At 70.9% G+C, this 14,591-nt stretch carries 8 protein-coding genes; 2 read left to right on the top strand and 6 right to left on the bottom strand.

Annotation, left to right across the window (positions count from 1 at the left end):
• Nucleotides 1-290 precede the first annotated feature (290 nt).
• On the top strand, nucleotides 291-1,319 hold the full coding sequence (locus OG758_RS06475; RefSeq protein ID WP_326709066.1) for a helix-turn-helix domain-containing protein: 1,029 nt from the start codon (nucleotides 291-293) through the stop codon (nucleotides 1,317-1,319).
• A gap of 223 nt (nucleotides 1,320-1,542) precedes the next feature.
• Nucleotides 1,543-4,932 (top strand): S8 family peptidase, encoded by a 3,390-nt coding sequence (locus tag OG758_RS06470; RefSeq protein WP_326709065.1) that lies wholly within the window; start codon nucleotides 1,543-1,545, stop codon nucleotides 4,930-4,932.
• A 133-nt stretch (nucleotides 4,933-5,065) separates the two neighbouring features.
• Here the strand turns inward: OG758_RS06470 and OG758_RS06465 are convergent, their stop codons facing one another.
• From OG758_RS06465 to OG758_RS06440, 6 genes are all read right to left on the bottom strand, one after another.
• Nucleotides 5,066-5,671, bottom strand: coding sequence for a GOLPH3/VPS74 family protein (locus tag OG758_RS06465; RefSeq protein WP_326709064.1), 606 nt, complete (start codon nucleotides 5,669-5,671; stop codon nucleotides 5,066-5,068).
• A gap of 217 nt (nucleotides 5,672-5,888) precedes the next feature.
• Nucleotides 5,889-6,869 carry a methylmalonyl Co-A mutase-associated GTPase MeaB gene (gene meaB / locus OG758_RS06460; protein WP_326709063.1) on the bottom strand — a complete coding sequence of 327 codons (981 nt, stop codon included), beginning with the start codon at nucleotides 6,867-6,869 and terminating at the stop codon, nucleotides 5,889-5,891.
• Nucleotides 6,870-6,881: 12 nt separating this feature from the next.
• Nucleotides 6,882-9,068, bottom strand: a complete 2,187-nt coding sequence (scpA, locus tag OG758_RS06455) for a methylmalonyl-CoA mutase (protein ID WP_326709062.1) — start codon at nucleotides 9,066-9,068, stop codon at nucleotides 6,882-6,884.
• The gene (locus OG758_RS06450) at nucleotides 9,068-10,876 is read right to left on the bottom strand and encodes a methylmalonyl-CoA mutase subunit beta (protein ID WP_326709061.1); all 1,809 of its coding nucleotides are present in this window, start codon (nucleotides 10,874-10,876) and stop codon (nucleotides 9,068-9,070) included. The genes scpA and OG758_RS06450 overlap by 1 nt, the downstream gene beginning before the upstream one ends.
• Nucleotides 10,877-11,175: 299 nt before the next feature.
• Complete coding sequence (locus tag OG758_RS06445; protein WP_326709060.1) at nucleotides 11,176-12,687, bottom strand: amino acid permease; 1,512 nt, start codon at nucleotides 12,685-12,687, stop codon at nucleotides 11,176-11,178.
• Between the two features lie 262 nt (nucleotides 12,688-12,949).
• Nucleotides 12,950-14,296 (bottom strand): diaminopimelate decarboxylase, encoded by a 1,347-nt coding sequence (locus tag OG758_RS06440; protein ID WP_326715826.1) that lies wholly within the window; start codon nucleotides 14,294-14,296, stop codon nucleotides 12,950-12,952.
• Nucleotides 14,297-14,591 lie beyond the last annotated feature (295 nt).

Below are 14,591 nucleotides of genomic sequence, written 5' to 3'. Positions count from 1 at the left end.
ACCTCCCGGGCAGGTGGTGTACTCCCCGTACGTTAGGCAGGCCCGGACGTGGGTGAGCCGCGCCCCGCCGGACGATGCCCCCGTGCGGCGAACGGCGTGACCAGCGATCCGGGACCCGGGATCCGGGTGTGCGGGCGGTGCGAGGCACACCCCCGGTCCGGGCGATTCAGGCGCGTCCACAACAGGTTCTGGGAAAGGCGACTTCCTGAGAGTGGGGTAATGTGCCGCCGCGAAGAATCCGCCCGAGCCGCGCCGAGGCCGGACACGGTGGCCGTCCGAGGGGGAGCTGGATGCTGCAGTCATTGGGGCTGGGCCCGGCCGAAGAGGCCGTCTACACCGCACTGCTGGCCCGCCCGACCGCCTCCGCGCAGGACCTTGTCCGGCAGACGGGACTTGACGAGGCCGAGACCACCCGCATCCTGCTCGACCTGACGACACGTGGTCTGGCCGCGGTCGCCACCGAGGCCCGGAGCGGAGTGTCCGGGCCGTCCGACTGCGACGCCGGCAGCCGGCCCGCCCGCTACCGGCTCACACCGCCCTCAGTGGCCCTGGCCCCGATACTCGTCGAGCAGCGCAACGCACTGCACCGGGCCGAGACGGCGTTCTCGATGCTGACCGAGCAGTACCGCAGTACCGCCGCGCACCCCGCGGGCAGTGTCGTGGAGGTGGTCGTCGGCGTGGAGCAGGTGGCACACCGGTTCCACCAACTGCAGCGTGGCGCCCAGCGGGAGCTGCTTGTCTTCCTCGTCGGCGCTCCCACCGCGGTGCCGCGCGACGACGCCGACTTGTCGGAGAGTTCCGCCCTGGACCGCGGAGTCGATTTCCGTGTCGTGGCTGCCAAGGACTATCTCGACGGTCCCGACGTGGCGCGGGACGTGAAGGCCGGCATCGCCGCGGGCGTCGAGGTGCGCCTCGCCGACTCGGTGCCGCTGAAGATGGTCGTGTCGGACCGGGAGCGTGCCATGGTGCCACTCGACATGACGGACTCCGGCGGTGAGCCGAGCGCCATCGTGGTGCACCGCAGCGGTCTGCTGACGGCCCTGGTCCACCTCTTCGAGAGGGAATGGGCCGAGGCCCGGCCTCTGTACGCCACCACCACGGGGGTGCGCGCGCAGCAGACCACCGACCAGCAGCCGACCGAGGGGGAACTGGAGGTCCTCGCCCTCCTGCTGGCAGGGGTCTCCGACCGGCGTGCGGCCTCTCAACTCGGCCTTTCCATACGCACCGTGGAGCGGCGGACGCGCCGTCTCATGGACCTCGCGGGCGCTGACTCGCGCCTGCAACTGGGGTGGCACGCGGCACGCGCGGGCTGGCTCTGACGTCCTGACCGGCCCTGAGGGCCCCTCCTCGACGACGTCGATCCGGCCGAGGCCGCGGCGTGCGGCCCGGGTTTCCACGGTGCTGAGGAACCTGTAGACGGGACCGCGTGTCGGAAAACCGACATGCGGGAGACCCGTCACGCGCGGCATCACTCCACGTTCCGGATGTCTGCCAGGCTGCAGCGGCAGCACGGCATGTTCACGGTTTCGAGTGGGGAGATCCATGCGCTCCATAACGCGTATAGCCATGGGCGCGGCTACCGCCGCCGCCCTGGCCGTCACGGCGGTCGCGCCTTCCGGGGCGGCGGATACGCCGCCTGACGGCGCCTCGGGGAAGAGACCCGTCATCGGCAGCGGGGCCGGGGCGACGGGAGGCAAGCAGACGACGGTCACGCTCGTCACCGGCGACAAGGTGGTGGTGACCACCGACAGGTCGGGTCACAGCTCCGCGGCCGTACTGCCCCGCGAGGACGGCACGCAGCCGGTGGTGCAGACCTACCAGCTGGGCAAGGACCTCTACGTCTACCCCGAGGCCGCCTCCGCGGCGATCGCCGAAGGCAAGGTCGACGAGCAGCTGTTCAACGTCACCGGGCTCATCCGCCAGGGATACGACGACGCGCACACCGACGCGCTGCCGCTCATCGCCACCTACCGGAACAGCGTGGACGTCGCGAAGAGCGCGCCGGCGGCTCCTCGCGGTTCCGAGCGGGGCCTGAGCCTCCCGGCTGTGGACGGCGTCGCGCTCAAGGCGGGCAAGGACACCGCCGCCACGTTCTGGCGGGACGTCACCGACACCCGCTCACGTGCTGCCTCCCCGCTGAAGAAGCTGTGGCTGGACGGCAAGGCCGAGGCCACGCTGGACCGTTCCACCGCGCAGGTGCACGCGCCGGAGGCCTGGGCGGCCGGCTACGACGGCAAGGGCACCAAGGTCGCCGTGCTGGACACCGGCGTGGACGCCGAGCACCCGGACCTGGTGAGCCGGGTCGCCGCGTCGAAGAACTTCACGGACTCCAGGACCACCGACGACAAGGTGGGCCACGGCACCCACACCGCCTCCACGGTCGGCGGGTCCGGGGCCGCCAGCGACGGCCGCAAGAAGGGCGTCGCCCCGGGTACCTCTCTGCTCATCGGCAAGGTCCTCAACGACCAGGGCTACGGCCAGGACTCCTGGATCATCGCCGGTATGCAGTGGGCCGTCGACCAGCAGGCCGACGTCGTCTCCATGAGCCTGGGCAACCCCACGATCCGCGACTGCGCCGACCCGATGGCCCAGGCCACGCAGCAGCTCTCGCAGAACACCCACACCCTGTTCGTCGTCGCCGCGGGCAACGCCGGTTCGGCCACCGAGACCGTCTCCTCGCCCGGCTGTGTGCCCGGCGTGCTGACCGTCGGCGCCGTCGACCGCGACGACACCACCGCGGCGTTCTCCAGCCGCGGTCCCGTGGCCGTCACCCACACCCTCAAGCCCGAGATCGCCGCTCCCGGCGTCGACATCTCGGCGGCCAGCGCGGGCGGCCGCGGTGTCTACGCCTACCGCACGATGTCCGGCACCTCCATGGCCACTCCGCATGTCGCGGGCGCCGCGGCCGTCGTCCGCCAGGCCCACCCGGACTGGACCGCGCAGCAGATCAAGGCCGCCCTGGTCTCCTCCGCCCGCATCGGCGGCAAGGTCGCGGGCGCCGACCAGACCGGCGGTGGCGTCCTCGACGTGTTCGGTGCGGTGAACCAGAGGGTGCTCTCCGCACCCGCCGTCCAGGCCGGCAGCTACAACTGGCCGCAGGACGCCTCGGACCGCACCACCGTGCAGGTGCCCTTCACCAACACCGGCAAGAGGGACCTCACTCTGAGCCTGAAGGTCAGCGGTGTGCACGGCAACGACGGCAGCGAGGTCCGCTCCGGCATCGTCAAGCCGGCGGAGGGCAAGGTGAAGGTCCCTGCGGGCGCCACCGCTCAGGTGCCTCTGCGGATCGACCCCACCGCCCGTCTGACGGACGCCCAGTACGGTGCGGTCACCGGCCGGATCCTCGCCACCGGCGGCGATGTGCATGTCTCCGTGCCCGTCACGCTCTACGTCCAGCCGCAGACGGTCACGCTCCGGGTCAAGGCCATCGACCGTGACGGCAAGCCGGCCACCGGGTCTTCCTCCCTTGACCTCGTCAGCCTCGACACCGACCGGGGCGAGCGCCGCAACAACAGCGGCGCGACGGATCAGACGTACAGCGTGCGCCCGGGTGACTACTCCCTCAGCAGCTTCGTGACCACGTACGGCGCGGGCAACGCCCTTGAGTCGGTCAGTTACCTCGCGAACCCGCAGTTGCGGATCACCCGTGACACCACCGTCGTCCTCGACTCCCGCAAGGCCCACCAGGTGAGCGTGCGCACGGACCGTCCCTCGACGGTGACCAACACGACGCTCAGCTACGCCCGCACGTGGGACGACACCTGGGAGATATCCGGGTCGCTCGTGGCCGACAGCACGGTCCAGAAGTTCTACGCGGACATCGACGGGCGTGCCGGGAACGGCACCTTCGAGTTCCGGCCCACCTGGCGTGCCTCCGGCTCCGAGGGCGGCTCGCCGTACGTCTACAACCTGTCGTTCCCGACGCCGGGTCCGCTGCACTCCGACCAGGTCTACCGGCCCAAGGACGCCAAGCTGGCCCAGGTCGCCGAAACGTGGAACGCCATGGGCAAGGAGGCCGACTACCTCGACGCGTTGTTCCTGCGCCCCGCCGGTAGCAGCGGCTCCTACCTCCCCGTGAGCGCGTTCGCCACGTTCCACGTGCCCGGTACCCGCACCGCCTACTACTCGACCGGCGACGACGCCTGGTACCACGGCGCGATGACGAGCTTCCCGTTCGCCGCGTTCATGGGTGACCAGGAGCGCACCTACCGGCCCGGGGAACGGCGTACCGAGGAGTGGTACGGCGGTGCCCTGCGGCCTGGCGCGCCGCGCGACGCCGACGGCAAGCTGATGCTGGCCGCCGAGCGGCAGGGCGACCTGATGGGCTTCCAGAACGCGCTCTGGGTCGACGGATCGGGCGACCACTGGTCCTACGGCGGGTCGTTCGGCGACCTCGGCAACCTGGAGCTGAAGCGCAACGGTGAGCGGATCGGCGGCAGTTACGATCCGTACGGCGTGTTCCAGGTGCCGGACGAGGACTCCGCGTACGAGCTCACCCAGAAGCTGGAGAAGATCCTTTCCGCCGACCGGAACTGGCTGCGCTCCACCGCTGTCACCACCACGTGGAGCTTCCGCTCCCACCGGGAGCCGGACGTCTACTCGCGCGGCCTGCCGATCCTCTCCCCGGTGTACGACCTGCCGGTGGACGGCCTGAACACCCTGCCCGCGAAGAGCGGCATCAAGGTCGGCCTGTCGGTCGAGGGCCACGCCGGGTACACCCCGGCCGCGATCACCAAGGCCTCGCTGTCCTACTCCTACGACGGCGGCACCACCTGGATCCAGGCGCCGACCCAGAAGAAGGACGGCGAGTGGACGGCCGTCGTCGACCACACCGGTGCCACCGGCAAGCAGGTCATGACGAAGGCCGAGTTCACCGACGCCAACGGCAACGCGGTCACCCAGACCGTCACCCGCGCCTACGACGTCCGCTGACCACGCGGTCTCCCGCCGGGCGGCCGTACAGCTCGTGTGAGCCGTACGGGTAGCGGCGGCGCGCGCCGAGAAGGGCCCCTGACAGGCAGATGCCTGTCAGGGGCCCTTCTTCGCGCGTGGGCAGGGACAGATCTCAGTAGCCGCGCCAGACGTTGTCGAACGCCGCGTCCTCGATCGCCCTGCGCTGCCGTACGGCCTGCAGTTCTTGAACGGCGGTCCCGACGGCGGCCAGGACCGCCGCGACCGCGTCCCCGGCGAGCTCGGGGGCGTCATCGGTCGGCTCGTCCCGGATTCCGGCGGCGGCCGCCAGGGCGGCGAGTACGGGTTCGCCCGCCGCCCAGCGCTCCTCGGCACGGCGCCGGTCCGCCGAGTCGACCGGCTCCGTCCGCCCGCCCCTCAGCGGATTCCGAAGGCCCCGCGGCCGGGTCGTCAGCCCCTCCCGCTCCAGCTCGTCGACGTACCCCGAGGACAGCCCGCGGCCCCGGCGCCACAGCCAGTCCTCGACCGACTCGTACGGTTCCTGCCGCACGAGAGCCGCGGCGGCTTCATCCAGCAGGCGGTCCCCGGTGGGCGCCTGGGCGCTGGGCAGGATGCGGTCGCCGTCCACGATCAGGGCCTTGGCCTCGATGAGGTCGAACACCTCGGCCCCCGCGAGCGCCAGCGACAGCTCGCCCTGCTCCACGGGATGGTCGGGTGTCTCGGCCATGGCAACGATCGCGAGGTCCCGTGCGGTGGTCATGAGCGGCTCCACATCAGTCGGCCGAGTGCGGGGTGAGAGCGTCGGCGGCTCCCCGGTCGATTGTCGCCGTGCTTCGGGCGCTGCGTGCCCTCTTACGACCATGTCGTCCGGGAATCCGATCCGCAGCATGGAGGGGGCCAGAAGATCGTCATCTGAGCGGGGGAGGGATCCATCCCCCCTCGCATCGGTGTCGTTCCGGGCCGGGCCGGGGGCTTGCTCAGCGGCTCCTGAAGGCATCCAGGATGCGCTCGGCGGCCAGCGTGGCGGTGAGCCGGCCGTCGCGGACCTGCTGTTCGAGATCCGGCGTCAGGGAGCGGACCGCCGGGTCGGTGTGGAGTCGGCCGAGGAGCTCGTCATGGACCATGGCCCAGGTCCAGTCGAGCTGCTGATCGCGCCGGCGGGCGGCGAGGCGCCCGGTGGAGTCGAGCAGGGCGCGGTGCTGTTCGAGCCGTTCCCAGACAGTGTCGAGGCCGGTCGACTCGCGGGCGCTGCAACTGAGCACAGGCGGTGTCCAGAAGGCGTCCTTTCCGTGCATCAGGCGCAGCGCGCCCGCCAACTCCCTTGCCGCTGCCTGCGCGTCGCGCTCATGTGGGCCGTCGGCCTTGTTGACGCTGATCACGTCGGCCAGCTCGAGGACGCCCTTCTTGATGCCCTGAAGCTGATCGCCGGTACGGGCGAGGCTGAGCAGCAGGAAGGAGTCGACCATGTTCGCGACCGTGGTCTCGGACTGGCCGACGCCGACGGTCTCCACGAGCACCACGTCGTAGCCTGCGGCTTCCATCACGATGATCGACTCGCGCGTCGCCTTGGCGACACCGCCGAGCGTGCCAGCCGTGGGGGAGGGGCGTACGAAGGCCGCCGGGTCGACGGCCAGGCGCTCCATGCGGGTCTTGTCGCCGAGGATGGAGCCGCCGGTCCGGCTGGAGGACGGGTCGACGGCGAGCACGGCGACCCGGTGCCCGAGACCGGTGAGCATCGTGCCGAAGGCGTCGATGAACGTCGACTTGCCGACGCCCGGCACACCGGTGATCCCGATCCTGCGGGACCGTCCGCTGTGCGGCAGCAGCTCGGTCAGCAACTCCTGGGCCAGCGCCCGGTGTTGGGGCCGGGTGGACTCGACGAGCGTGATGGCGCGAGCGACGAGCGCCCGCTTCCCGCCGAGAACACCCTTGACGTAGGTGTCGAGGTCGATGGCCATGGACTCACCGGCTCACAGGTCGTCGTGCCCGAGCCCGGCCGCCAGCCGCGTCACCAGGTCGTGGGCGGCATCCGGGATCACCGTGCCGGGCGGGAACACCGCGGCCGCTCCCATCTCCAGGAGCGTCGGCACGTCCTGCGGCGGGATGACACCGCCCACCACGATCATGATGTCGCCGCGCCCCTCCTCGGCGAGTGCCTCGCGCAGCGCCGGTACGAGGGTGAGGTGACCGGCGGCGAGCGACGACACCCCGACGATGTGCACGTCCGCCTCGACGGCCTGCCGCGCCACCTCGGCCGGGGTCTGGAACAGCGGGCCGACGTCCACGTCGAAGCCGAGGTCGGCGAAGGCGGTAGCGATCACCTTCTGGCCACGGTCGTGGCCGTCCTGGCCCATCTTGGCGACGAGGATGCGCGGCCGACGCCCCTCGGCCTCGGCGAACTCGTCGACGCGAGCCCGGGTGCGGTCCACCGACGGTGACTCGCCTGCTTCGTTCCGGTACACACCCGAAATCGTACGGATCTGCCCGGCGTGGCGGCCGTACACCTTCTCCAGGGCGTCGGAGATCTCCCCGACGGTCGCCTTCGCGCGGGCCGCGTTCACGGCGAGCTCCAGCAGGTTGCCCTCGCCGGCCGCCGCCCGGGTGAGGGCGTCGAGTGCGTCCTGGCAGGCGGTGGCGTCGCGTTCGGCACGCAGACGGCGCAGCTTGGCGATCTGCTGCGAGCGCACCGAGGAGTTGTCGACCTTGAGGACCTCGATCTGTTCGTCGGAGTCCACCCGGTACTTGTTCACCCCGATCACCGGCTGCCGCCCGGAGTCGATCCGTGCCTGGGTGCGGGCCGCGGCCTCCTCGACGCGGAGCTTGGGAATGCCCGCGTCGATGGCCTGCGCCATGCCGCCCGCGGCCTCGACCTCCTGGATGTGCTGCCAGGCGCGGCGGGCCAGGTCGTAGGTCAGCTTCTCGACGTACGCGCTGCCGCCCCACGGGTCGATGGCCCGGGTCGTGCCGGACTCCTGCTGGATCAGGAGCTGCGTGTTGCGGGCGATGCGCGCGGAGAAGTCGGTGGGCAGCGCCAGCGCCTCGTCGAGGGCGTTGGTGTGCAGCGACTGGGTGTGTCCCTGGGTCGCGGCCATCGCTTCGACGCAGGTACGCGTGACGTTGTTGAACACGTCCTGCGCGGTCAGCGACCAGCCCGACGTCTGCGAATGGGTGCGCAGGGAAAGGGACTTGGCGTTCTTCGGGTCGAACTGCTTGACCAGCTTCGCCCACAGCAGCCGAGCGGCCCGAAGCTTGGCGATCTCCATGAAGAAGTTCATGCCGATCGCCCAGAAGAACGAGAGCCGGGGCGCGAACGCGTCCACGTCCAGGCCCGCCTCCAGTCCGGCGCGGAGGTACTCCACGCCGTCGGCGAGGGTGTACGCCAGCTCCAGGTCGGCTGTCGCGCCCGCCTCTTGGATGTGATAGCCGGAGATCGAGATGGAGTTGTAGCGTGGCATCCGCTGCGAGGTGTACGCGAAGATGTCGGAGATGATCCGCATCGACGGCTTCGGCGGATAGATGTAGGTGTTGCGGACCATGAACTCCTTGAGGATGTCGTTCTGAATGGTCCCGGCCAGCTTCTCGGGCGGTACGCCCTGCTCCTCGGCGGCCACGATGTACAGCGCGAGTACGGGGAGCACGGCGCCGTTCATCGTCATCGACACGGTCATCCTGTCCAGCGGGATGCCGTCGAAGAGCTGCCGCATGTCGAGGATCGAGTCGATCGCGACACCCGCCATGCCGACGTCACCGGTGACCCGTGGGTGGTCGCTGTCGTAGCCGCGGTGCGTGGGCAGGTCGAAGGCGACGGACAGGCCCTTCTGGCCGGCCGCGAGGTTGCGCCGGTAGAAGGCGTTCGACTCCTCGGCCGTGGAGAAGCCCGCGTACTGGCGGATCGTCCAGGGCTGGTTCACGTACATCGTCGGGTACGGGCCGCGCAGGTACGGGGCGACGCCCGGGAAGGTGTCGAGGAAGTCGAGGCCTTCCAGATCCTGCCCGGTGTAGAGCGGCTTGACCGTGATGCCTTCGGGGGTGTCCCACAGCAGGTCGTCGCCGTCGGTCGCCCGCTTGACCGCGCTACGCCAGTCGTCTTTGCCGGCGCCGACGGCCGGTGTCCCGAGCTCTACCGCCGAGAAGTCGGGGACGGAGGGGATGGACATCAGGACACTCCCATGCGGTCGAGCGTGGCGGAGAGCACGGCCACGGCGTCACAGCCGGCGAAGACGTAGGTGTCGACCCCGGCATACGGTCCGGGCCGGCCCGCCAGGAACACGTGCCGTGCGCCCGCGGTCCGCAGAGTCCCGGCGGTGGCCTCGGCCTGCTCCTCGTACACCGTGTCGCTGGAGCACAGGCACACCTCCTGGGCCCTGCTCTCCTCGAACGTGCCGTCGGTGACGGCCTCGATGCCGCCCGCCTGGAACAGGTTGGCTGCGAAGGTGAGGCGTGCGGTGTGCGCGGCAGCCGGGCCCAGCGCGGCCAGATACACCCGGGGGCGGCCGCCGGTCGCCGCGAGGTGACGGTCCGAGCGGGCCCGCAGAGCCTCGAACGCCTCGTCCCGCCGTACGCGGGGCAGACCACCGGAGGGCGGAGCCTCCGCGGGCACGCGCTCGACCGGCTTCTCGCCGAGGTGCGGGAACTCGCTCACGCCGGTGACGGGTTCACGCCGCTCGGCGAGCCGCACGCTGCGTGCCGACCAGGTCTCGGCGAGCCGTTCGCGCACGAGACCGGAGCGCAGGGCAGCGGCCTGACCGCCCTCGCGTTCGATGATCCGGAAGAACTCCCAGGCGGCGTGGGCGAGTTCGTCGGTCAGCCGCTCCACGTACCAGGAGCCGCCCGCGGGATCGATCACCCGGGACAGGTGCGATTCCTCGATGAGGATCGTGGAGGTGTTGCGCGCGATACGGCGGGCGAACCCGTCGGGCACACCGATCGCGCTGTCGAAGGGCAGCACCGTCACCGCGTCCGCACCGCCCACGCCGGCGGCAAGCGTCGCGACCGTGGTCCGCAGCATGTTCACCCACGGGTCACGGCGCGTCATCATCACCGGCGACGTCACGGCGTGCTGCAGCTGGGCGCCCGCCTGCGACGCCCCGCACACCTCGGCGACCCGGGCCCACAGCCGGCGCGCGGCGCGCAGCTTGGCGACGGTCAGGAACTGATCGGCGGTCGCGGCGAACCGGAACTCCATTTGCGCCAGGGCCTGTTGAGTGGTGAGCCCCGCATCGGTGAGCTCGCGAAGGTACGCGACGCCGGTCGCCAGCGCGCAGCCGAGTTCCTGTGCGGCCGAGCCGCCCGCCTCGTGGTACGGCAGGGCGTCCACGGTCAGCGCGCGCAGTCCCGGGTGCTGCCTGGCACACAGTGCGGCCAGCTCGGTGACCGGCGCGCCGTCGAAACGCTGCCCGGTGCGGGCCTCGTGGCCCAGCGGGTCCGCGCCGAGGTTGCCGCGCGCCGCGTCCGGGGCGACACCCGACTCCTCGTACAGGCGCAGCAATTGACGTGCGGCGGCGTCGACTTCGGCGCCGGCGTCCAGGACGATCGGAGCCAGATCCAGATAGACACCGTCGAGGGCGCCGGGCAGCGCGGACACGGGAATGCCGGAGGAGCCCACCGTGAGCCACAGAGAGGTGACGCCGTTCTCCAGGTCGGCCAGTACGGCTGCCGGGCCGGCGGCGGTATGCCGTTGGCGCACGTCCCAGCCGCCGACGCTGTTCCCCTCGGCGCGTCCGCCGCGCACGAACGGCGCGAAGCCGGGCAGGCCGGTGGCAGGAGCGTCATCGCGCGCGGTGTACAGAGGGCGGGCACGGAGCCCGTCCTCCAGCGCGGTGGACAGGGCGTCTTCCGCTGCGGAACTCGAGACTTCCTTGCCCGACTTGCGCAGGACACCCGAGACCAGGTGCTGCCACTGCTCATATGTCGCGTCAGGAAACTCGGCCGCCAGGGAGAGCCCGTCGTCAGGCAGGACCGTCATGCTCGGATGCTAGGTCAGACCGACAGAAGAGCAGCACACCGTAGGGGTGTGACCTTGTTCTCCTTGCCCAAGGGGCGCGGTTCGTCTATTGGCCGGGAACCGGCTGCTGTCCGTGCGTGACGCGTATGGAATGCATGCACGTTTTCGGCCGTCGCGGTCAAACGGCGATGTTCACACGTGAGTTGGTCCGCCCCCAGCTGTCACCGACTGAGGTTCTTCGCCGTTCACGCTGACGCGAGGCACCGTTGCCGACCCGCCGGGGCGCGGCGAGTCGGCAACGGTGCCACCATCTGTGTCGTTCAGCCCTGCTGCTCGGCCGGGTGCTGTTCGACCGAAAGATGTCCGGTCGCCTGCCGCTCGGCGACCCGGCCGCGGACCGCGAACCAGCCGATCACCAGACCGATGGCGATCAGCGGGACACAGGCCACCGACCAGGCGGCGTCGCCACCGTCGACGCACATGAGCACCACGACGACGCCGAGGAAGGCGAGCGTGAGCCAGGAGGTGAAGGGCGCGCCGGGCAGCCGGAACGCCGGGCGCTCCAGCTCGCCGCGCAGCGCCTTGCGGCGCAGCACCATCTGGCAGACCATGATCATCACCCAGGTGCCGATCATGGTGATCGCGGAGAAGTTCAGCACGATGGAGAACGCCCGCTCCGGCACGACGTAGTTGAGGACGATGCCGAGGATGTAGCAGCACGCGGTCAGCAGGACGCCGCCGAACGGCACGCCCCGCTTGTTCATCTTCGTGGTGAAGGCGGGCGCCGAACCGGCCAGGCCCATCGAGCGCAGCACGCGGCCGGTCGAGTAGAGACCGGAGTTGCAGCTGGAGAGAGCCGCCGTGAGGATCACGAAGTTCATGATGCCGCTGATACCGGGAACGCCCAGCTTGCCCATCAGCGTCACGAAGGGCGACTCGCCGGCCTTGTACGCGGTCCACGGCAGCAGGAGGACGAGCAGCAGCACGCTGCCGACGTAGAAGAGCACGATGCGCCACGACACGGAGTTGATGGCGCGCGGGATCACCTTGCGCGGGTTCGCGGTCTCGCCGGCGGCGATGCCGACCATCTCGATCGCGGCGTAGGCGAAGACCACGCCCTGGATGAGCACGACGGCGGCGAGCAGGCCGTTGGGCAGCATGCCGCCGTTGTCGGCGATCAGCTGCGGGCCCGTGCCGTGGCCGTCGACGGGGTGCCGGCTGGCCAGCAGCCAGCAGCCGATGGCGAGGAAAGCCAGGATCGCGGCGACCTTGATGATCGAGAACCAGAACTCGAACTCGCCGAACCAGCGCACCGAGATGAGGTTCGCGGCAAGCACCACGAGCAGCGCGAACAGGGCCAGCGTCCACTGGGGAATGTCCCGGAACGCCGCCCAGTAGTGCAGATACATCGCCACCGCGGTGATCTCCGCGATGCCGCTGCACACCCAGTGCAGGAAGTAGACCCAGCCCGCCGTGTACGCGGCCTTCTCGCCGAGGAACTCACGCGAGTACGAGACGAACGAGCCGGACGTCGGCCGGTGCATCACCAGCTCGCCCATGGCGCGCGAGATGAAGAAGGCGAACAGGCCCGTGAGCGCGAAGATGACGACCAGCGACGGGCCGGCCGCGTGCAGCCGCTCGCCGGCGCCGAGGAAGAGTCCGGTGCCGATGGCGCCGCCGATCGCGATCATCTGGACCTGACGGTTGCGCAGACCAGCCGTGTAGCCCCCCTCGCGGATGGCGCCGGCCGCGCCGGTCGCGCTGCCCCCGGTCGCAGCGGCAGGGGCCTGCGCCGGCCGGGCCTTCGGCTCGGCTTGTGCTGTGTGCTCCATGTTTCTCCGACGTGCATAGCGGTACGCCGCACCCCCGCGCACGCGAAAGCGAACGCCGGCAAGCGGCGCGGCATACCTGTTGGACAGGGCCCGTCCCCCCGTACGGCGGGCCGGCAGAGCGGGACAGCGGCGGACCTGGCGCGATGCTGTGCGGATCACGCGAGGAACACAGTGTCCCGGTGGGGCGCCGCGGGATGACCACGCGGCGACACGCCACCTTAAACCGTTTCCTGGGGCAACTTTTCCCAGGTGGGGAGCGCCCCTACGATGAGGGCCGGCCGGTCAGCCCGAGCAGCGAAGCGGCCTGCGCGGCACCCGACTCCGCGACCACCTCGGCCACCGTCTGGGCGGACCTGACCGGAGCGAACGTCACCACGCCCGCATCTGACACGACATATCCGTATACAGCGGGACGCGGAAGGCTGTTGTAGTGGAAATGGGTCGAGAAGTAGTAGGCCCCGGTGTCGTACAGCGCGACCAGGTCACCGGGCGCCAGCTCGGGCAGCTCCCGCTCCCGCGCCACCAGGTCCCCGGCGAAGCAGCACGGTCCGGCGACGTCCTGCACCAGCGGCTCGGTCGCCCTGGGTCGGCCGTCGGCGTCGTACGCGCCCACGCGCAGCGGCCACGACTCGGGCACGAACACGGTGCGCGTGGCCACCTGCGCCCCGGCGTGCGTGACGGCGATCCGCCGGCCGCCGGAGGTCTTGGTGTACTCGACGTACGCCATGATCAGCCCCTGCTTGGCCAGCAGCGCACGGCCGAATTCGGTGACGAGCGTGTAGCGCCCGTCGAACAGGCCGGGCACGGTCTCCCGCAGCAGCCGCGCGTACTGCGCGAAGGCCGGGGTCACCTCGTCCGAGGCGAAGTTCACGGGCAGCCCGCCGCCGATGTCGAGGGTGTCGATCTGCTGCCGACCGAGGTGCGCGTTGATCTTCTCCGCCAGCTCGTACGCGGCCCGCACCCCTTCGGCCATCAGTTCCAGGGCGACACCCTGGGAGCCGGTGTGGGTGTGCAGCCGGGTCATCCACGGGCGCAGACGGTAGGCATCGAGCACCCACTGCTCCGCGCCCTCGTCACGCAGCGCCACGCCGAACTTGGACGTGGCCGTCGCCGTGCTCATCGCCCCGATCGAACCGCTGCCGACCTGCGGGTTGACCCGCAGCCCCACGGGCGCGCAGCCGACGCCGAGATCGGCGACGACGGCGTCGACCCGGTCCAGCTCCTGCGGGTTGTCGGCGTTGACCGCGATGCCGTGGGCGAGAGCGTCGCGCAGCTCGTCCATCGACTTGGCCGGGGAGTCGAAGACGATCCGCTCGGCGGGGACGCCCGCGGCGCGGGCCAGTTCCAGCTCTCCGGCGCTGGCGACCTCCGCGCCCACACCCTCCTCGTTCAGCAGCGCGAGGACCGGCACCAGCGAGGCGGCCTTCACCGCGAACGTGTGCTGTACCGAGACCCCGTCGAAGGCGAACGCCTCGCGCAGCTCGCGGGCTGCGCCACGGATCCCTTCCACGTCGAGGAGACCGAGGACCGGCGCCTGCACGCCGACCAGGCCCTGTTCGGCGGCGGCGCGCACGGCCGCCTCCCTGCGGACGACGGATTCCGGGGCCATGGTCATGGGGTGTTCCTGCCTTCTCACTGCGCACTGCCGGCTACGTGCCCGGCGGATCGTTCGCCGGGCGGGCCGCCGACTGCGGCGGCCGCGGGCGGTGTCCACGCCACCGGCTCGTCGCCCGTGCGCTCCGCCCCGGTTCACTGTGCAGCCCCGGGTCCCGCGCTGTCTGCGTGCTCCGGCACGAAGTCCGGGCCGCTCCCGTCGTGGCCGCGCACAGGCACTGGGCCTCGTCCATATGTCCATGGTGCGTCCGCACGACGGTGAGGCGGACGACGTGGTGCGCCCGCACCAC

Origin of the sequence: Streptomyces sp. NBC_01474 (assembly GCF_035918215.1) — a bacterium.
GTDB classification, from domain to species: domain Bacteria; phylum Actinomycetota; class Actinomycetes; order Streptomycetales; family Streptomycetaceae; genus Streptomyces; species Streptomyces aureus.
Note: the sequence above shows the minus strand (reverse complement) of the source record. Positions and strands in the feature narration are given on the sequence as shown.

Excerpts from the sequence above, each read along its gene's own strand:
- OG758_RS06465 (WP_326709064.1), bottom strand. The coding sequence starts at position 5,671 with ATGACCACCGCACGGGACCTCGCGATCGTTGCCATGGCCGAGACACCC.
- OG758_RS06450 (WP_326709061.1), bottom strand. The coding sequence starts at position 10,876 with ATGACGGTCCTGCCTGACGACGGGCTCTCCCTGGCGGCCGAGTTTCCT.
- OG758_RS06470 (WP_326709065.1), top strand. The coding sequence starts at position 1,543 with ATGCGCTCCATAACGCGTATAGCCATGGGCGCGGCTACCGCCGCCGCC.
- scpA (WP_326709062.1), bottom strand. The coding sequence starts at position 9,068 with ATGTCCATCCCCTCCGTCCCCGACTTCTCGGCGGTAGAGCTCGGGACA.
- OG758_RS06440 (WP_326715826.1), bottom strand. The coding sequence starts at position 14,296 with ATGGCCCCGGAATCCGTCGTCCGCAGGGAGGCGGCCGTGCGCGCCGCC.
- OG758_RS06475 (WP_326709066.1), top strand. The coding sequence starts at position 291 with ATGCTGCAGTCATTGGGGCTGGGCCCGGCCGAAGAGGCCGTCTACACC.
- OG758_RS06445 (WP_326709060.1), bottom strand. The coding sequence starts at position 12,687 with ATGGAGCACACAGCACAAGCCGAGCCGAAGGCCCGGCCGGCGCAGGCC.
- meaB (WP_326709063.1), bottom strand. The coding sequence starts at position 6,869 with ATGGCCATCGACCTCGACACCTACGTCAAGGGTGTTCTCGGCGGGAAG.